This window comes from Gemmatimonas sp. (assembly GCF_021298855.1).
Taxonomy (GTDB): Bacteria; Gemmatimonadota; Gemmatimonadetes; order Gemmatimonadales; family Gemmatimonadaceae; genus Gemmatimonas.
Genome location: NZ_JAJTHI010000043.1, coordinates 24,226 through 43,334, shown reverse-complemented (window position 1 = coordinate 43,334; position 19,109 = coordinate 24,226). Strand labels below are relative to the sequence as shown.

The window sequence follows — 19,109 nt, the reverse complement described above, 5'->3', positions numbered from 1 at the left end:
CCTGTGGTTGCTTCCACCAGCCAAACTGCTCATGCGACCGATCCTGCCGCTCCTCCTGCTCAGCGTCGCGGCATCGGGATGTGGCGACGCCCCCGTCGCTAGCCCCACGGGCCTCGCGCCCAGCACCGACGTGATTGTCGCCCCGGTACTCCCGTCCGCGTTGCTCGCCTACAGCGATGCGCGCCTTCCGCTGCCGCGGCATTTCACGGGGCCCAGCGGCGGTCCCCCCGCCATCGCGGCCGACAACACGCCGGCATCGAATGTCACGACGGATGCCGGCGCCACCCTGGGTCGCGTGCTGTTCTACGATCGCCGCCTGTCGGTGAACAGTCGCGTGTCCTGCGCCTCCTGCCACCGGCAGGAGTTCGCCTTCTCCGACACGGCGCGGTTGAGCCGCGGCTTCGACGGTGGGCTCACGACCCGGCACAGCATGGGGCTCAGCAATGCGCGCTTCTACACCAGCGGACGCTTCTTCTGGGATGAGCGTGCGGCCACGCTGGAGGCGCAGGTGTTGCAGCCCATCGCGGACCCCACGGAGATGGGCGAACGGCTCGATGAGCTTCCGGCCAAGCTGGCGCGCGCCGCGTACTATCCGGCGCTGTTCGAGGCGGCGTTCGGGACGCGGGAGATCACGACCGACCGGGTGGCGCGCGCGCTCGCCCAGTTCGTGCGCGCCTTGGTGAGCACGAACGCCAGGTTCGACCGCGCCGTGGGCGCCAACGGGGGGCCCAACGGCGCTGACCTCCTCACCGCGCAGGAGTTGCTGGGGCAGCAGCTGTACATCGGGCGGGCGGGGTGCGCGCGCTGTCACGGGACCACGGCGCACATCAGCGACGCCGTGCACAACACCGGGCTCGACGCCACGATCACCGACGCCGGCGCCGGCAATGGCCGCTTCAAGGCGCCGTCGCTGCGCAACGTGGAAGTGCGACCGCCCTACATGCACGACGGGCGGTTCCAGACGCTCGAGCAGGTGGTGGACTTCTACGATCGGGGGGTACGGGCCAATCCCGCACTCGACCCGCGGCTGCGGACGCCCGGCGGACAGCCGCAGCGGCTCAACCTCACCGTGACGGAACGCGACGCGCTGGTGGCGTTCCTCAAGACGCTGACCGACCGGACCTTTCTCACCGACCCGCGCTTCAGCGATCCCTTCGTGCGATGAGGGGAAACGCGAACGGCCCGCGCGAGGGGCGCGGGCCGTTCGAAGCGCATCGGGACCGAGGGGTCAGATGTCGAGATTGCTCACGAACCGCGCGTTGGTTTCGATGAACAGACGGCGCGGCTCGACTTCGTCGCCCATGAGCGTCTGGAACGTCTGGTCGGCCAGGACGGCGTCTTCCATGGTGACCTGCAGCATGGTGCGCGTTTCCGGGTCCATGGTCGTCTTCCAGAGCTGCTCGGGGTTCATTTCGCCCAACCCCTTGTAGCGCTGAATCATGATGTTGCCGCGCCCTTCCGGACCGCCGAGGCGCTCGGCATACGCGTCGCGCTCCTTCTCGGAATAGGCGTAGAACTCTTCCTTGCCCTTGGCCACGCGATACAGCGGCGGTTGCGCGATGTACATGAACCCGGCGTCGATGAGCTCGGGCATCTGCCGGAAGAAGAACGTGAGCAGCAGCGTGCGGATGTGCGCGCCGTCCACGTCGGCGTCGGTCATGATGATGATCTTGTGGTACCGGCACTTCGCGATGTCGAACTCTTCCTTGATGCCGGTGCCGATCGCCGTGATGATGGTGCGGATTTCCTCGTTGGAGAGCACCTTGTCGAAGCGCGCCTTCTCCACGTTGATGATCTTGCCCCGCAGCGGCAGGATCGCCTGGAAATCCCGCTTGCGCCCCTGCTTGGCCGACCCGCCGGCCGAGTCGCCCTCCACCAGATACATCTCGCAGAGCGCCGGGTCCGAGAGCGAGCAGTCGGCCAGCTTGCCGGGAAGCGCGGCCACATCGAGTGCCGACTTCTTGCGCGTGAGGTCGCGCGCCTTGCGCGCCGCCTCGCGGGCCCGGGCGGCCGAGATGGCCTTGTCGATGATGGCGTTGGCCGTCTTGGGATGCTCGTCGAGATACTGCGAGAGCAGCTCGTTGACCACGCTGCGCACGGCGCCCTCGGCCTCCGAGTTGCCCAGCTTGGTCTTGGTCTGCCCCTCGAACTGCGGCTCGCGCACCTTCACCGAGAGCACCGCGGTGATGCCCTCGCGCACGTCGTCGCCGGACAGGCGGATTTCCTTGTCCTTCTTGTTGAGGTTGCTCGACCGCTCGATGTACTTGTTGATGACCGAGGTGAGCGCGCTCTTGAAGCCGGTGAGGTGCGTGCCGCCTTCGTGCGTGTTGATGTTGTTGACGAAGGAGAAGGTGGTGTCGGCGTAGCTGTCGTTGTACTGCAGCGCGACCTCGATGGCGATGCCGTCGCGCATGGTGTCGAGGTACACGACATCCTGGTGCAGCGGCTTCTTGTTGCCGTTGAGGAACGTGACCATATCCCGGAGGCCGCCATTGGCCCAGAACAGCTCCTCGCGCGCCTGCCCGTCACGGCTCTCGTCGGGGCGCTCGTCGCGCAGCGTGATCTGGATGCCCTTGTTGAGATACGACAGCTCCCGGAGGCGGCTGGCCAGCGTGGTCCAGTCGTAGCGCGTGGTTTCCTGGAAGATCGTCGCGTCGGGCTTGAACCAGACCTTGGTGCCCGTTTCCTTCGCCGGCACCGTGCGCAGCACCTTGAGCTTCGTGGTGGTCGTGCCGCGCGCGAAGTCCATGTAGTGCTCCTTCCCCTCCCGCTTCACCCACACCTTGAGGTTGTCGGAGAGCGCGTTCACCACCGACACGCCCACGCCGTGGAGACCGCCCGATACGGCGTAGGCATCCTTCTCGAACTTGCCGCCGGCGTGCAGCACGGTCAGGGCGATTTCCACGCCCGGCATCTTCTCGACAGGATGCACGTCCACGGGAATGCCGCGGCCGTCGTCCTCGACGGTAATGGAATTGTCCTCGTGGATCGTGACGAAGATGCGCTTGGCATGGCCCGCCATCGCTTCGTCGATCGAGTTGTCCACGACCTCGTACACGAGATGGTGCAGACCGCGCGCCGACGTCGAGCCGATGTACATGCCGGGGCGCTTGCGGACCGCTTCGAGTCCCTTGAGTACGGTGATGGATTCTGCGCCGTATTCCTTCTCGGACTCTGCGCTGGTGTTGGCCATGATGCGGGAAGCTACCGGAGGGTTTGAAGGGCGAAGACTGGCCCGGAAACACAACCTTTGAATATACCCACACCGGGGGGTGGAAGCAACTGCCCGATGGGTTTCTAAGTTGTTGTCAAATAAAGACTTGCGGACGGGCGGTCCGCCTCCCGCTCCCCGCCTCCCGCTCCCCGCGCCCCATCCCTGCCGGAAGGGGGCGGGACGCCGGGGGCTCGGCACAGGAACCCGGCCTTACCGGCGCAGCATCCAGCGCAACTTCACGATCGGCGGACGCGACGGGTCGGCATTGAGCCGCGTCAACAGCTGCGGCTCGAGCAGCGTGAGTTCCTGCATCCACGCGTGGGTCTTCACCATCACCACCAGCGTGCCGTCCTGCTGCAGCAGCAGCGGCTCGGTCACGCCGGCGATCTGCGCGCCCACCAGGGCGGGCCACTCGGGAATCACCGCCGCCTGCGCCACGCGATCGGTCAGCCCGGCATGCTTGAGCACCGACGCCACCACGTCGCCAAGCTTCGACGGCGATCGCTTGTGTTCGCTCATGCGTTGCGCCGGAGGGGCGTCATGTGAGCACGCCGTCGCGCATCGTGCGCTGTTCAAGCCGGGTGTAGGCCGCCGGAATGTCCTCGGCCCGCGGCACGGCCAGCAGCACCTGCGCCGCCCCGGCGTCTTCCAGCAACTCCAGCACGCGCCCCGCACGGCGCAGATCGAGCTCGGCGAAGGGATCGTCGAGCAGCAACAGCGGGGCATGGCCCAGCGCCGCGCGCAGCGTGGCGAGCTCCAGCAGGCGCAGCGCAATGGCCGCGCTCCGCTGTTGCCCGGCCGATCCGAAGGTGCGCAGGTCGCGCGCCCCCAGCTGCAGCAGCAGCTCGTCGCGGTGCGGACCCGCCAGCGTCATGCCACGCCGCAGTTCGCTGGCGCGCTGCTGTGCCAAGGCGCGCGTGAGGGCGACCGACTGCGCCTGGCTGCTGGTGCAGAGCGCGTCGGTGTTGTCGCCGCCTGCCGCGACGCAGCGCAACAGCGCCGGCTCCCGCTCACCAATGGCGGTGCACAGCTGTGCATAGCGCGCCCCCTGCTCCTGCACGAACCGGTGACGCGCCGCCGCAATGAATCCCCCGTATTCCGCGAGCGCTGGCTCCCAGAGCTGCACCTGGGCCGCGTAATCGCCTCGCCCGCCATCCCGCTGCGCCGCGCGCAGCGTGGCATTGCGTCGCAGCAGCGCGGCCCGGTACTGCTGCAGCGCCTGCAGGTACGCCGGTGACGAGAGGGCGAGCATCACGTCGAGGTAGCGCCGGCGGTCACCCGGGGCGCCGGTCACCAGCGTCACGTCATCGGGCGAGAAGGCCACCGCCGGCAACGCCCCCAGCGCGTTGGTGAGCCGCGGCTGCTCCACGCCGTCGAGGGTGGCGCGCTTCCGCTTGGTGGCGCGTTCGTAGCCCACGCTCACGGTGGTCCACGCCGCCGGTGCCGCCAGCGTGGCCCGTACGTGAAAAGCCGCCGCGCCAAAGCGCACCACATCGGCATCCCGCGCGCCACGAAAGGAGCGGAGCAGCCCCAGATACGCCGCGGCTTCCAGCAGGTTGGACTTGCCGTGCCCGTTTTCCCCCACGATCACGAAGCCGGCGGGGGGAACCGCCACGTCGAGGCGCGCGAAGTTGCGATAGTCGCGCGCGGTCAGGTGCTGAAGCACGGGGGGAGGGCCGGCGCGCGGCGGGTGTTCAGCGGCCAGTGAAGGTGGCCGCGCGCTTTTCGAGAAACGCCCGCATTCCTTCCTTCATGTCGGCAGTCGCCGAGAGCAGCCCGAAGAAGTCGCTCTCGATGGTGCACCCCTCCTCGAGCGTGACTCCGAGGCCGCGGTCCACCGCTTCGATGCACCCGGCCAGCGCGAGTGGGGCATTGGCGGCCATGGTGGTGAGCAGCGCGCGCGCGGTGTCCAGCAACGCCTCCGGCGCGACCACCTGATCCACGAGGCCGAGGCGCAGCGCCTCGGCGGCATCGATCATGTCACCCGTGAGCAGCAACCGGTGCGCGGCGCCACGCCCCACAAGGCGCGGCAGCCGCTGCGTGCCACCGTAGCCGGGCACGATCCCGAGCTTGACCTCCGGCTGGCCCAGCTTGGCCTTGTCGCTGGCGAGGCGCACGTGACACGCCATGGCGAGTTCGCAGCCCCCGCCCAGCGCGAACCCGTTGATGGCCGCCACCGTGGGCTTGGGACTGGTTTCGAAGCGGCGGAAGATCGCCTGCCCGGCACGGGCGCGTCGCTGCGCCTCGAGCGGCGACTGACTCTCCAGCTCCGAAATGTCGGCGCCGGCAATGAAAGACCGGCCCGCCCCGGTGAGCAGCACCGCCGCCACGTCGGCGCGGGCATTCGCCTCGTCGATCGCGCGACCGAGTTCGGCAATGGTGGCGTCGTTGAGTGCGTTCAGCTTGTCCGGCCGGTTCACCGTGATGGTGGCAATGCGGTCGGCAACGTCGAAGATGAGGTACTCGTACATGGGCGCGCGGGCTCGGGGCAGGGACGTGGGAGCAGGATAAAGCTAGCGACCCGCCGGCTGCCGCCGGCATTACCTTACTCTCCAATGCATATCCCCTCCGTGGGCTGGTCCCCCGATACCGGCGCGCTCCGCATCCTCGACCAGCGCTACCTTCCCGCCCGCGAGGTGATCCGCGACCTCGTGGCACTGCCCGACATCATCGACGCCATCCGCACCTTGGCAGTGCGTGGGGCCCCCGCCATTGGCGTGGCGGCCGCCATTGGTCTGGCGGTTGCGCTGGCCGCCGACAGCGAGGGGCGGGGAAGTACCGCCCGTGCCCTGTTGCCGGAATACGCGTCGCGTCTCGTCGAGGCCCGGCCCACGGCGGTCAATCTGGCCTGGGCCGTGCACCGGTTGCTGCGGTTGGCGGCCGAGACGGGCGACGAGCAGCTGCTGGAGACGCTGCGCGTGGAGGCCGAGGTGATCCGCCAGGAGGATGTGCAGATGTGCGCCGCCATCGGGCGGCACGGGCTGCCGCTGGTGCCGGATGGTGCGCGCATCCTCACCCATTGCAATGCGGGGGCGCTGGCCACCGCGGGAACCGGTACGGCCCTCGCGCCGATCTACGCGGCCCATGCGGCCGGTCGCCTGGTAACGGTGTATGCCAACGAAACCCGTCCCCTCCGCCAGGGCGCGCGGCTCACCGCCTGGGAGCTGTCCCGTGCCGGCATTCACGTCACGGTGTTGCCGGATGGCGCGGCCGCCTCGCTGCTGGCGCAACGGCAGGTGGATGTGGTGATCGTCGGCGCCGATCGCATCACGGCCAACGGGGATGTGGCGAACAAGGTGGGCACGTACGGGGTGGCGCTCGCGGCGCGCGCCCATGCGGTGCCGTTCTACGTGGCGGCGCCGTGGAGTACGATCGATCCGGCCACGGCAACGGGACCCGACATCGTCATCGAACACCGCAGCCGCGATGAACTGGGCGAGCTGCCGCCCGGCGTACCGGCGTGGAACCCCGCCTTCGACGTCACGCCGCGCCACCTTGTCACCGGCTATCTCACCGACCGCGGTCTCATCACCCCTCCCTTCGTCTGAGCGACCCATGTCCGTCCTCGCCATCGATCAGGGTACCACCGGCACCACCTGTCTCGTCATCGCCCGCGATGGGCGTGTCGTGGGCCGCGCCTACCGCGAAATCACGCAGCACTACCCGGCCCCGGGATGGGTGGAGCACGACGCGCACGAAATCCTCGAGCGCACGCTCGATGCGGCCCGCGACGCCATGGCGGCGGCGCGGCAGGCGGGCGCCGAGGCGCCGGTGTGCGTGGGGATCACCAACCAGCGCGAAACCATCGTGCTCTGGGAACGGGCCACGGGTCGTGCCGTGCACCGCGCCATCGTGTGGCAGGACCGTCGCACCGCTGCGCGGTGCGCCGAGCTCGAGCCGCATCAGGCGCGCATCGGCGCACTCACGGGGCTGGTGACCGATCCCTATTTCAGCGGGACGAAGCTGGAGTGGTTGCTGGCGCAGGGCGATCACCGCGCCCGTGCCGATCGCGGCGAGCTGTGTGCGGGGACGATCGACAGCTGGCTGGTGTGGCACCTGACCGGCGGGGCGGTCCATGCCACCGACCACACGAATGCGTCGCGCACCATGCTGTACGACATCCACCGGCGTGCGTGGAGCGGGGAACTGTGTGCACTGTTCGGCGTGGCACCCGCCCTGCTGCCCACGGTGGTGCCGTCGAGCGGGGAGGTGGGGCGCACCACGGTGGCCACGCTTGGCGTGTCGCTGCCCATTACCGGCATCGCCGGCGATCAGCAGGCCGCGCTCTTCGGACAGGGCGGCTGGGGGGCGGGCGACGGCAAGAACACCTACGGCACGGGCGCCTTCTTGCTGCTGAACACCGGCACGCACCAACCGGTGGCGGGCTCCGGCCTGCTCACGACCATCGCCTGTGACGAGCGCGGGCAGCCGGTGTATGCCCTCGAGGCCTCGATCTTCATTGCCGGCGCCGCCGTGCAGTGGTTGCGCGACGGGCTGGGGATCATCGCCACGAGCCGGGAGACGGAGGCGCTCGCCCGATCGCTGGCGTCCAACGAGGGGGTGTACTTCGTGCCCGCGCTCGTGGGACTCGGCGCACCGGACTGGGAGCCCAACGCCCGCGGCACCATCGTGGGCATTACCCGCGGAACCGGCGTGGCGCATTTCGCGCGCGCGGCGCTCGAGGCCATGGCCTTCGCCACCCGCGACGTGCTGGGGGACATGCGCACCCACGGGCAGGTGCCGTTCGACAAGCTGCGGGTGGACGGCGGCGCGACCACCAACGATTGGCTCATGCAATTCCAGGCCGACGTGCTGGGGGTGCCGGTCGACCGCCCGGACATGGTCGAAACGACGGCCCTGGGAGCGGCTGGTCTGGCCGGCCTGGCGGCCGGCGTCTGGGCCAACGGGAGCGAATTCCTCGCCAGCCGGCAGTTCACCCGCTTTTCGCCCTCGACGGGCGGAACGGCCGCGGCCGCTGCCGCGTATGAAGGGTGGCGCCGCGCCGTCCGGGCTGCGCTGGGGTGGGCCCGTGACCCCCGGTAGCATGCCGATAAATCCTGTCGGGAAGAGTGCCCTTTCTCGGCCGACGTAGTATCTTCCAGCCCTACCCTCCCGACCTTACAGGACGGCGACCCCGTGAAAGCTCGCAACAAGTTCCTGCTCGGCGGCGTGCTGGTGCTTGGCACTGCCTCCTATCTCATGGCCAGCTCGATCGACGAGACGGCCACGTATTACCTCACGCCGGGTGAACTGGCGGCGAAGGTGGCCGTCAACCCGCGCTTCTCCAAGAACGGCGTGAAGATCGGCGCCCGCGTGGTGGACGGTACCATCAAGCGTGATCCGGGTGGCCGCGAGCTGACGTTCATCATGACCGACGGCACGAAGACGTACCCGGTGCACTATCGCGGCGTGGCCCCCGACACCTTCACCGACGGCGTGGATATCGTGGTGGAGGGGCGTCTTGACGCCAACGGGGTGTTCCAGGCCACGACGCTGCTGGCCAAGTGCGCGTCGCGCTACGAGAACGCGCCGGGGCAGCCGGGGCAGTATCCGCCGGGCGCCAAACACCCCGACAACGTCCCCAAGGCGTAACACGGCGTTCGTCGTGCGCGGCCGTCCGTGCCGCGCCCCGTCACACCGTAGTGGCAACTCACGCGCCGGGCGCGAGTCGGCGCCCGGCCTCCGCGCACCGCGCGAGGCGTCATGATTCTTGTTGGTGAGCTGTCGCTCTGGATCGCCCTGCTGATGGCGACCTGGACGACCACGGTCTCCTTTGCGGGCGGCATGCAGGCGCGCCCCGATCTGATCAAGAGTGGCGAACGGGCCATGTACGCCACGTTCGGCTTCGTCGTCCTGGCCTCGGTCGGCCTGTGGACCGCGCTCTTCACGCACGATTTCTCGCTCAAGTTCGTCGCGTCGTTCACCAGCGCGAATCTGCCCAAGGTGTACCTGTTCACGGCCTTCTGGGCCGGACAGGAGGGGTCGCTGCTGTTCTGGACGCTCATCATGACGATGTACGCGGCCATCGCGGTGTTCACCAACCGCGACAGGAACCGGGCGATGATGCCGTACGTGACCGGGACCTTGGGTGTCGTGTCGCTCTTCTTCCTCATGACCATGGCGTTCGCGGAGAATCCGTTCGAGCGCCTGGACTGGGTGCCGGCCGACGGCCGCGGCATGAATCCGCAGCTGCAGAACCCCGGCATGGCGGCACACCCGCCCATGCTCTACCTCGGCTACGTCGGCACGGCGGTGCCCTTTGCCTTCGCCATTGGAGCGCTCGTCACGCGGCAGCTCGATGCGCAGTGGCTGGGCGCCGTGCGTCGCTGGGCCCTGGTGTCCTGGTTCTTCCTCACCATCGGCATCGTGCTGGGCATGTGGTGGGCCTACGTGGAGCTGGGCTGGGCCGGGTATTGGGCGTGGGACGCGGTGGAGAACTCGTCGTTCCTGCCGTGGCTCACCGTGACGGCGTTCCTGCACAGCATCATGATCCAGGAAAAACGCGGCATGCTGCGCAAGTGGAACGTGACGTTGGTGGTGCTGAGCTTCCTGCTCACCATTCTGGGCACGTTCATCACCCGGTCGGGGGTCATTGAAAGCGTGCACGCCTTTGCGCGCTCCCCGATTGGCAACTGGTTCCTGGGCTTCCTCATCGCGGCCACGGCGGTCACGGTGTACCTGGTGAGCACCCGCCTCAACGATCTGCAGGCCAAGGCCGAGCTGGAGAGCATGGTGAGCCGCGAGGCCGCCTTCCTGTACAACAACCTGGTGTTGGTGGGCATCTGCTTCGCCACGCTCTGGGGCACGCTCTTCCCCATTCTTTCCGAGTGGGTGAAGGGCGACAAGATCACGGTGGGGCCGCCGTTCTTCAACGCAGTCAACGGTCCCCTCGGCTTGCTGCTGCTCGCGCTGACCGGCATCGGTCCCCTCATTGCCTGGCGCCGGGCCTCCGTGGCCAATCTGCAGCGGCAGTTCACGGCGCCCCTGATCGCGGGCGTGGTGGTCTGCGTGGCCCTGCTCGCGCTGGGGATGCGCGACCCGTATGCGCTGGTGTCCTACCTGCTGGCCGGGTTCGTGTTCGGCACCATCATCCAGGAATTCGTGAAGGGGGTGGGGGCGCGGCGCCGCATGTACAGCGAGGGCTTCTTCGCGGCGTTCTTCCGACTCATTGGTCGCAATCGCCGCCGCTACGGCGGCTACATCGTGCACTTCGGCGTGGTGGTGCTCTTCTGCGCCTTCGCCGGCCTCATGTTCAAGAAGGACATCACGGCCACGCTCAAGACCGGCGAGTCGGTGAAGATGACCGACGCCTATGGTCACGACTGGGTGTTCACGAGTCAGGGCATCTCGTTCTTCGAGCAACTCAATCGGCGTGTGACGGCCGTGACGTTCGATGTCACCCGTGATGGCAAGCGCATGGGGTTGCTCTCCAGCGAGAAGCGTCAGCATGTGAATTCGCGCGGGGAGCCCACCTTCGAGCCGTCCACCGAGGTGGGGATTCTCGAGTCGCCCAAGCAGGACGTGTACCTGGTGTTCACGGGTGCCGTGGATCGGGACACTGCCGCGGTGCACATCAACTTCAACCCGCTCGTGTGGTGGGTGTGGTTCGGCGGCATCGTCATGGCCTTCGGTGGGCTCATCGTGATGTGGCCGCAGGCGCAGAAGGCGGAACGCGAAGGCGGGTACGTGGCGCAGATCCCCATGGGGCGCGAGCTCGAGCCGGTGGGTGCGGGGGCGTGATGGAGTCCCGCAATCCGCTCACCTCCCGCCGCGGGCAGTCACGCCGGGCGTTCCTCCTGCGGGCGGGCGCGGTAGCCGCCGGAACGGCGCTCGTATCCCGTCGCGCGTCGGCGCAGCAGCCCGCCGCCGCGGCCCCGGGCGGCGAGGAGATGACGTCGGACAGCTACAAGCCGGTGTCGCGTCCTCCCAAGCCCGGCGCGAAGCCCACCATGGATGCAAAGCAGGTCGAAGCCTTCGAGCGTGAACTGGCCTGCCCGTGTCCGTGCACCCTCGACATCTACACCTGCCGCACCACCGACTTCTCCTGCGGCATTTCGCCGGCGGTGCATGGGGACATCCAGCGTCTGGTGGACGGTGGCTACAGCGGCGCCGAGATCATGGAGGCGCTCACCGGCACCTACGGTGACTTCATCCTGAACGCGCCGCGCAAGGAAGGGTTCAGCCTCGTCGCGTGGTTTGCCCCGTTTGCGGCGGTGGCCATAGGGGGCGTGGGCATTGGTGTGCTGCTGCGCAGCTGGCGCATGAATGCGAAGCGGGCCGAGTCGGCACGTCCCGCGCACACGCCGGCAGCGACCGGCGGCGAAAATCTCGATGCCACTCCCGAGGAGCTGGCCAGGCTGCAGGCGGCCTTGCGGGAGGAGCGGTAATGGCCCTGCCCGAAGGCGCCCTGCCGTTGGTGGTGGGCACCGGACTGGCGCTCGCCGCCCTCACCCTCGTGCTGTCACCACTGCTGGGGGCCATGGATGCGACGGACACCGCGAAGCCGGCGCCCAAGCGGCGCCGAGACGACGACGAACCGGTCAACACCGCCGTGGACGCGCTGCGCGAAATCGAATTCGATCGCGAAACGGGGAAGCTGAGCGAGAGCGATTACGCGGACATGAAACAGCGCTACACCCGCGAAGCGCTGGCGGAGTTGCGAGCGGCGGAGGCGGCGGCGGGTGGGGGCAACGTGACTACGCCGGCGCCGGCGCTGGCCGTCCTCGACGGCGCGCCCGATCCGGTGGAAGCGGCCATTGCCCGCGCCCGCGCCGGTGTGCGCCGCTGTGGCGTGTGCGGACCGCGGCCGGAGCCGGATGCCACGTACTGTTCCAGCTGCGGGCGCTATCTGCCGGAAAAGTGTGGCGCGTGCGGCACGACAATCGATCTGGTTGGCTCGCGCTTCTGCAGCGGTTGCGGCACGCAGCTCGCCGCGGCCTGACAGTTGCCTCACGGCTGCCTGACGGCGACCGGTTACCAGTCGGGCAGATCGGGCAGTTCGTACAAGTCGTAGCCATCCGCGCGCGCGTCGCCGGTGCCAATGAGCACACCGCCGGCGCGCGTGGCAATCTTGCGCCCCGCCTCGGTGGCTGCGGCGAGCAGCAGGTGAATGGTCAACCCGCGGGAGCGCCAGTGGGCCAGCAGCGCGCGCCGGCAGCCGCGCAGCGCCTTCGCGGCGGCACGACCGTGCCGTGTGCCGGGGTGCGTTACGCACATGCCCGCCAGGTACAGGGTCACCGCACTGCCCGCCGGGAGTTGCGCCACGGCCTCATCGCCCAGCACATCGTGCGTGGTAAAGTGGGTTTCGTCCATGTGGCCGGCGCGCAGGGCGGCGGCCGTGCCCGGCGCGAGGAACAGCTGATCGGCGTAGCCGAGGAATTCGCCGGTTGTCAGAAACTCGGCGACGAACAGGATGTTGGCGCACTGCGCAGCCCAGGCGTCGAAGCACGACTCGCTGAAGTTGGGGCCGAACCACGCCTGGCCCAGCGCTTCGGCGCTCGCGTGTGCAGCGCGATCGTGCAGCGGCGCCGTGCGTGCCCGCACCCCGTCGACCTCGCAGTGGATCATCTGCCGATCGCCGCCCGAGTACGCGCGGGGCCGCGGGCTGCGGGCGTGTTGCGGCATGACGTGCTGGAGGCGCGCTTCGGCCCTGATCGTGGCAGGCGATCGACGCTGGCACACAGGCCACGCACCGGGCACACCCCGCACTTGGGGGCACGCGCCGAACAGACGAGGGCCCCCAGCTCCATGAGCGCCTGATTGTGTGTCCAGCACTGCTTCCCCGTGCGCGGGAGCAGCTGTTCAGCGAGGTGCCAGAGTCGTTTGAGCCCGGCCCCGCTCTTGGGGTTGAGCTCCGGCGCGAAGACCCGGTGCAGGACCCGGGCGACGTTCGTATCCACGAGCGCCGCACGCTTCTCGTACGCGAACGACGCCACGGCCCCCGCCGTGTATGCGCCCACGCCGGGCAACGCGCGCAGTTGCTCAGGCTCACTGGGAATGACGCCATCGCGCGTGGCCGTGACGTGGCGCGCGAGCAGGTGGAGATGGCGCGCCCGGGCGTAGTACCCGAGTCCTGCCCAGTACTCCATGACCGAGTGCGAACGGGCCCGCGCGAGCGTGGGCAGGTCGGGAAAGCGCCCGAGGAACCGCCGGTAGAAGTCCAGCACCCGTGATACCTGCGTCTGTTGGAGCATGAGCTCCGAAATCAGGATGCGGTACGGGTCGCGGGTCTGCCGCCAGGGCAAGTCGCGCGCGTGGGTGCGGAACCAGGCATGCAACCGCCGCCGAAAGGCGGTGGCCGTTTCAGGGGGCGGGGGAACGAACGATGGGCCGGCGGCGCGCGGAGTCATGAGGCGCAAAGCTAAAGGATCGCCAGCGCCCCTTCACCCCCACGGGTGCCGCCGGTCATCCCCGTTCGAGCGCCTCGAGGCGCTGCCGTGCCAGCAGCAACGGCAACGCGGTTGCCGCCGCACACACCAGCACGCCCATGGCAAATGGGACCACCAGATCGAGCGGATCGCGCAGGCGGCCGAAATGCTCGGCGACGACCCAGCGGGCCGCCGGACGTCCGGCGAGGAACGCCACCACACCAATGAGGCCGATGGCGGTGATCATGAACAGCAGACCGCCGAAAGAGGTGGGAATCTGGGCGGCGTTTTCGCTGTCGAAGCGCGGATAGAACGTGCCGTACCCCAGCGCCAGTGCGGTGAGCGGGAACACCAGCGCCGTGATGGACACCAGCGACACCAGATGCACGAACGGCGTGACGCGCAGCATGACATTGGTGGCACCCACCAGTACCAGCGCCAACACCAGCAGCGGCACGGCTCCCACCCAGAACTTGGCCCACAACAGTTCGCCCACGGGGAGCGGACTCGAGCGCAGCAACCACAGGGCGCGCCCTTCGAGCGAGACGCTCGGGAACACGAAGCGCGCGGCGATCGACGCCAGGACGAAACCGGCCAGCGCCAGGTTGAGGAAGGGGATGAGGTTGCGCAGCAGCACCGTCACGCCTTCGCCGTTGAGCGGCAGGTAGCGCACGTTGGCCACGTAGACCACCAGCAGCACCGCCAGCAGCACGAGCTGCGACCATTGGGTGCTGTCGCGGGCGAAGACCCGCAATTCCTTGAGGACCAGCTCACGACGCAGTGGGCCGAGGAAGGTGAGCGCACGATCGAGCCACGGACGGGCACTGCGTGCCGTGCCGCGCTTGGTCGCCCCTTCCTGCGCCATGCTGTACGCGCGGCGCCAGCCGCGCGCATACAGCACATGCCCCACCCCCACCAGCACGGCGGCCGTCGCCCAGAGGCGCAGCAGCGGTTGCCACGCCGCCTTCCCTTCGAGGTACTTCACCACCGCCTCGCTCACCCACTCGCTGGGAAGCCACGGCGACGACGGGGTGTCGAGGGCGGCCACGAACTGCATGAAGTTGGCGAAGCCTTCGGGACGCGCGAGCTGCTCGGGGCGCGCCGCGCGGAAGAGCAGGACGAGTCCCGCCACGGCCATGGCCGCGATCACGCTGAGCAGGTCCCGTGTGCGGCGGGCCGGAAAGACATTCACCAGCAGCAACGTCACCGCCGAGCCGAGCGCGGCGGGAATGAGCAGGAACGGGACGAACACCGCGAGGGCGAAGAGCACGAAGTCGAGCCCCCCGCGATAGGCCACCCCGTATGCACCCACCAGCGGGACCAGCAGCAGGGCCACCATCCAGCTCGAGTGCAATGCCGTCTCGGCCAGGCGCGCCCGGTACAACGATCCACTGCGCACCGGCGCCGCCGCCAGTTGGTCGAGGTCGCGGGCCAGAAAGAAGTTCGAGAGCGCCGCGATCGTGTTCGAGAGCAACAGGATGGAGCCGAAGGAGAGCAGGATCATGGCCAGGAGCTTGGCCGCCAGCAGCGCACCAATGTCTTCGGCGCTGCGGAAATAGCGGAGCAGGCGCAGTGCGAGCGCGAAGGTCGCGCTCCAGAAGAGCAGCGCAACGGACCCCACCACGACGATGCGCCGCAGGTCACCCTGCTGGTGGTGGCGCGTCCGATTGCGCGCCATCTGCCACTTGGGACGCAGCAGCGACCACGCGCCCCCATCCATGGTGCCGGCCACGGGGGGCATCCCCGCCTCAGGCATCCAGCACCTCCACCAGTTCCCGGGCCACACGGTCGCCCGTGAGTCGCAGGAAAATATCCTCGAGGGCATCGTCATGTCCCGACGAGGCGCGCAGCTCCTCCATGGTCCCGCACGCCACCAGCTCACCCCGCTGCATGATGCCGATGCGATCGCACATGCCCTCCGCAATCTCGAGGGTGTGGGTGCTCATCATCACCGTGTGGCCGCGGCGGGTGTACTCACGGAACAGGTCCTTGAGGATCTTCGACGACTTCGGGTCGAGCCCGACCATCGGTTCGTCCACGACGATCACGGCCGGGCGGTGCACGAAGGCACTGGCGATGATGAGCTTCTGCCGCATGCCGTGGCTGTAGCTTTCCACCAACTCGTCCCGCCACGGCTCCAGGTCGAACAGGGCGAGCAGCTCGTGGCCGCGACGATCCACGTCGGGGCCCGCTTCGCCGTAGAGTCCGGCGCTGAACCGCAGGAACTCGATGCCGGTGAGCTTCTCGTAGATGAACGGCCGGTCCGGAATGAACCCCAGGGCGCGTTTGGCCTGCATGGGGGTGGCCAGCAGATCGTGTCCGGCAATCCGGATGGCACCGGCGCTGGGCTGCAGGATGCCGGCGATCATGCGCATCGTGGTCGTCTTGCCGGCGCCGTTTGGTCCCAGAAAGCCGAACAGCTCGCCGGCGGGGACCACGAGGTCCAGGGAGCGTACGGCGGTGAAGGTGCCGTACTGCTTGGAGAGTGAGGAGATCTCGATCATGCGAAATAGACGATCGAGGGCCGCCAGGGGGCACCAACCCGGCGGGGTTGTGTCCCCCGCGGGCTTCTCGCAGCTTCCACGGCGATGCCTGACCCGACGATCCCCTCTGCGAATCCGCCCGTGGCGCCCGTAACCGACGCCCTCGTGGTTCGTGGGGCGCGCGAGCACAATCTGCGCAACATCAGCGTCACGATCCCGCGCGACCAGCTGACGGTCGTCACCGGATTGTCCGGCTCCGGAAAGTCCTCGCTCGCCTTCGACACGATCTACGCCGAAGGGCAGCGGCGGTACGTGGAGTCGCTGTCGGCCTACGCGCGGCAGTTCCTCGGGCTCATGGAGAAGCCCGACGTGGACGCCATCGAGGGGTTGTCGCCGGCCATCTCCATCGAGCAGAAGTCGGCCGGACACAATCCGCGCTCCACGGTGGGGACGGTCACCGAGATCTACGACTACCTGCGCCTGCTGTACGCACGCACCGGGACACCGCACTGCCCCAGCTGCGGCCGGGCCGTGCAGCGACAGAGTCCCACGCAGATTGCCGAGCAGGTGCTCGCGTGGCCGGACGGGACGCGACTCGAGATTCGCGCGCCCCTCGTGCAGGAGCGCAAGGGCGAATTCCGCGAGCTGTTCGAAGGGGCACGCAAGCAGGGGTTCGTTCGCGCCGTCGTGGACGGGGAACTCATCGAGCTCGCCGATCCGCCCAAGCTCAACCGCCGGCTCAATCACTCGATCGCCGTGGTCGTCGATCGGCTGGTCGTGCGCACCGAAGACCGGGGGCGCATCACCGATTCGGTGGAAACCGCGCTGCGTCTGGCGGAAGGACTGGTGGAGGTGGTGCGCTACGACGGCGGGGCTCCCCACACGGAGATGTTCTCCGAGCGCTACGGATGCCCCACCTGCGGCATCTCCATGCCCGAGCTGGAGCCTCGCCATTTCTCCTTCAACTCGCCCTTCGGCGCCTGCGAAACCTGCAGCGGCCTCGGGACTACCCGCAGCGTGAGCGAGGAGCTCATTCTCGGTGATCCGAGCATTTCCATGCTCGAAGGGGTCATTCTCCCGTGGGGCGAACCCGACGGCTACTTGCGCAAGGTCATCCTGCCGGGGCTGGCCAAGCTGCTCGGGTTCGACCTCAACGCCCCGTGGGGGAAGATTCCGGCGTCGGTGCGCACGCAACTGCTGTACGGGATGGGCGACGCCCCGGTGCGCGCGCGCAAGGCGGTCAAGAAGGCGGTGAAGGGCACGGCGGCAAAGACGGCAGCCAAGGCGCCGGAAACCTCGTGGGAAGGGATCGTTACCCACGTGCAGCGGCGCTACGACGAAAGCAGCTCGGATGGCGTGCGTCTCGAGCTCGATGCCTACATGGTGGCGGCACCGTGCCCCGCGTGCGCCGGCAAGCGGCTGCGCCCGGAGTCCCTCGCGGTGACGGTGCACGGCAGCAACCTGGGTGATGTGGTGCAGCTCAGCGTGGCCGATGCCCTGGCGTTCTTCGACCGCGTGCCGGTGCGCAGCGCCGGACATCCCGGCCTCGATCCCGGCATTGCCGGTCCCATTCTCAAGGAGGTCCGCGAACGGCTGCGCTTTCTCGTGGACGTGGGACTCGACTACCTCACGCTCAACCGCAGTGCCGAGTCCCTGTCCGGCGGCGAAGCGCAGCGCATTCGCCTGGCCACGCAGATCGGGTCCCGGCTGGTGGGCGTGCTGTACATCCTCGACGAGCCGAGTATCGGGCTGCACCAGCGCGACAACGGGCGGCTGCTGGGCACACTCAAGCAGCTGCGGGACCTCGGCAACACGGTCATCGTGGTCGAGCACGACGAGGAGACCATTCGCGAGGCCGACTACCTCATCGACCTCGGCCCCGGTGCGGGCAAGCACGGGGGCGAGGTCATTGCCGCCGGTTCGGTGCAGGATGTGCTGAACACGCCGGCGTCGATCACGGGCGCCTATCTGCGTGGAACCCGCCGCATTGAGGTGCCGGTGGCCCGTCGGCCGCGTGATGCCGCGCGCACGCTCACGGTGCACGGCGCACGGGAGAACAATCTCAAGGATGTCACGGCGGAGTTCCCCCTCGGTTGCTTCGTGGCCGTCACCGGCGTGTCCGGGTCGGGGAAGTCCACGCTGGTGACCGACATTCTGCAGAAGGCGCTCTCCCGCCACTTCTTCCGGGCCCGGGTGCTGCCGGGGCTCCATACGCGCATCACGGGACTCGATCATCTCGACAAGATCATCGACATCGACCAGAGCCCCATCGGCCGCACGCCGCGCTCGAATCCGGCCACCTACACGGGCGTCTTCACGCCGGTGCGTGAGTTGTTCGCCGAGTTGCCCGAAGCCAAGATCCGCGGCTACGGCCCGGGCCGATTCTCCTTCAACGTGAAGGGTGGGCGTTGCGAGGCGTGTCAGGGTGACGGACTCGTGAAGATCGAGATGCACTTCCTCCCCGATGTGTTCGTGCCGTGCGACGTGTGCAAGGGGAAGCGCTTCAATCGCGAAACGCTCGAGGTGCGCTTCCGCGGGTTGAGCATTGCCGAGGTGCTCGACCTCACCGTGGAGGAGGCATGCGGCGTGTTCGAGAACCAGCCGCGCATCGTGCAGAAGCTCGAAACGCTGCGCGACGTGGGACTCGGGTACATCCATCTCGGGCAAAGCGCCACGACGCTCTCCGGCGGCGAAGCGCAGCGCGTGAAGCTCGCCACGGAACTGTCGAAGCGGGACACGGGCCGCACCCTGTACATCCTCGACGAGCCCACCACCGGGTTGCACTTCGAGGACGTGCGGGTCCTGCTCGACGTGCTGCACAAGCTGGTGGACCGCGGCAACACGGTGCTGGTGATCGAACACAACCTCGATGTCATCAAGACCGCCGATTGGCTGGTGGACCTGGGACCCGAAGGTGGCGTGCGGGGGGGAACCATCGTGGCGCAGGGCACGCCGGAGGAGGTCGCGCGCGTGCCGCACAGTCACACCGGCCGCTACCTTGCCCCCATGCTGCGCGTCTGAGGCAGAGGCCGCGGCGGCGTCGCG

At 68.5% G+C, this 19,109-nt stretch carries 16 protein-coding genes; 8 read left to right on the top strand and 8 right to left on the bottom strand.

All coding sequences use genetic code 11. The features are described from left to right. Window positions 1-31: 31 nt before the first annotated feature. Entirely contained in the window at window positions 32-1,165 is a 1,134-nt protein-coding gene (locus LW840_RS13135; RefSeq protein WP_291277126.1) for a cytochrome c peroxidase, read from the top strand. A gap of 63 nt (window positions 1,166-1,228) precedes the next feature. On the opposite strand, the gene gyrB is transcribed toward LW840_RS13135, so the two are convergent. From gyrB to LW840_RS13115, 4 genes are all read right to left on the bottom strand, one after another. Continuing rightward, window positions 1,229-3,193: a DNA topoisomerase (ATP-hydrolyzing) subunit B gene (gene gyrB / locus LW840_RS13130; RefSeq protein ID WP_291277125.1), complete on the bottom strand. Its 1,965-nt coding sequence runs from the start codon at window positions 3,191-3,193 to the stop codon at window positions 1,229-1,231. 231 nt (window positions 3,194-3,424) lie between these two features. Further along, complete coding sequence (locus LW840_RS13125) at window positions 3,425-3,733, bottom strand: DUF721 domain-containing protein (RefSeq protein WP_291262659.1); 309 nt, start codon at window positions 3,731-3,733, stop codon at window positions 3,425-3,427. Between the two features lie 19 nt (window positions 3,734-3,752). Continuing rightward, entirely contained in the window at window positions 3,753-4,880 is a 1,128-nt protein-coding gene (recF, locus tag LW840_RS13120; protein ID WP_291266683.1) for a DNA replication and repair protein RecF, read from the bottom strand. A 28-nt stretch (window positions 4,881-4,908) separates the two neighbouring features. Next, window positions 4,909-5,685, bottom strand: coding sequence for an enoyl-CoA hydratase-related protein (locus LW840_RS13115; protein WP_291277124.1), 777 nt, complete (start codon window positions 5,683-5,685; stop codon window positions 4,909-4,911). A gap of 84 nt (window positions 5,686-5,769) precedes the next feature. On the opposite strand from LW840_RS13115, the gene mtnA reads away from it, so the two are divergent. From mtnA to LW840_RS13085, 6 genes are all read left to right on the top strand, one after another. Continuing rightward, on the top strand, window positions 5,770-6,762 hold the full coding sequence (gene mtnA, locus LW840_RS13110; RefSeq protein WP_291266684.1) for an S-methyl-5-thioribose-1-phosphate isomerase: 993 nt from the start codon (window positions 5,770-5,772) through the stop codon (window positions 6,760-6,762). Window positions 6,763-6,769: 7 nt separating this feature from the next. Further along, window positions 6,770-8,257: a glycerol kinase GlpK gene (glpK, locus tag LW840_RS13105; protein ID WP_291277123.1), complete on the top strand. Its 1,488-nt coding sequence runs from the start codon at window positions 6,770-6,772 to the stop codon at window positions 8,255-8,257. Between the two features lie 93 nt (window positions 8,258-8,350). Continuing rightward, window positions 8,351-8,806, top strand: coding sequence for a cytochrome c maturation protein CcmE (locus LW840_RS13100; RefSeq protein ID WP_291266686.1), 456 nt, complete (start codon window positions 8,351-8,353; stop codon window positions 8,804-8,806). Window positions 8,807-8,917: 111 nt separating this feature from the next. Continuing rightward, a complete protein-coding gene (locus tag LW840_RS13095; protein ID WP_291277122.1) occupies window positions 8,918-10,954 on the top strand; it encodes a heme lyase CcmF/NrfE family subunit in 2,037 nt (678 codons plus the stop codon). Continuing rightward, window positions 10,954-11,601: a cytochrome c-type biogenesis protein CcmH gene (locus tag LW840_RS13090; protein WP_291263396.1), complete on the top strand. Its 648-nt coding sequence runs from the start codon at window positions 10,954-10,956 to the stop codon at window positions 11,599-11,601. The genes LW840_RS13095 and LW840_RS13090 overlap by 1 nt, the downstream gene beginning before the upstream one ends. Next, window positions 11,601-12,155 carry a zinc ribbon domain-containing protein gene (locus tag LW840_RS13085; protein WP_291263393.1) on the top strand — a complete coding sequence of 185 codons (555 nt, stop codon included), beginning with the start codon at window positions 11,601-11,603 and terminating at the stop codon, window positions 12,153-12,155. Before LW840_RS13090 ends, LW840_RS13085 begins: the two co-directional genes overlap by 1 nt. A 32-nt stretch (window positions 12,156-12,187) precedes the next feature. On the opposite strand, the gene LW840_RS13080 is transcribed toward LW840_RS13085, so the two are convergent. From LW840_RS13080 to LW840_RS13065, 4 genes are read right to left on the bottom strand one after another with little or no spacing between them, the layout of a single operon-like run. After that, on the bottom strand, window positions 12,188-12,781 hold the full coding sequence (locus LW840_RS13080; RefSeq protein ID WP_291277121.1) for a hypothetical protein: 594 nt from the start codon (window positions 12,779-12,781) through the stop codon (window positions 12,188-12,190). Beyond that, window positions 12,778-13,563: an A/G-specific adenine glycosylase gene (locus LW840_RS13075; RefSeq protein ID WP_291266689.1), complete on the bottom strand. Its 786-nt coding sequence runs from the start codon at window positions 13,561-13,563 to the stop codon at window positions 12,778-12,780. The genes LW840_RS13080 and LW840_RS13075 overlap by 4 nt, the downstream gene beginning before the upstream one ends. Window positions 13,564-13,618: 55 nt before the next feature. Beyond that, window positions 13,619-15,337 (bottom strand): hypothetical protein, encoded by a 1,719-nt coding sequence (locus LW840_RS13070; RefSeq protein ID WP_291269062.1) that lies wholly within the window; start codon window positions 15,335-15,337, stop codon window positions 13,619-13,621. After that, complete coding sequence (locus LW840_RS13065) at window positions 15,330-16,085, bottom strand: ABC transporter ATP-binding protein (protein WP_291263389.1); 756 nt, start codon at window positions 16,083-16,085, stop codon at window positions 15,330-15,332. The genes LW840_RS13070 and LW840_RS13065 overlap by 8 nt, the downstream gene beginning before the upstream one ends. Before the next feature lie 84 nt (window positions 16,086-16,169). Between LW840_RS13065 and uvrA the strand changes: the two genes are divergently transcribed. Further along, window positions 16,170-19,085, top strand: a complete 2,916-nt coding sequence (uvrA, locus tag LW840_RS13060; RefSeq protein WP_291266690.1) for an excinuclease ABC subunit UvrA — start codon at window positions 16,170-16,172, stop codon at window positions 19,083-19,085. The last annotated feature ends 24 nt before the right edge of the window (window positions 19,086-19,109 follow it).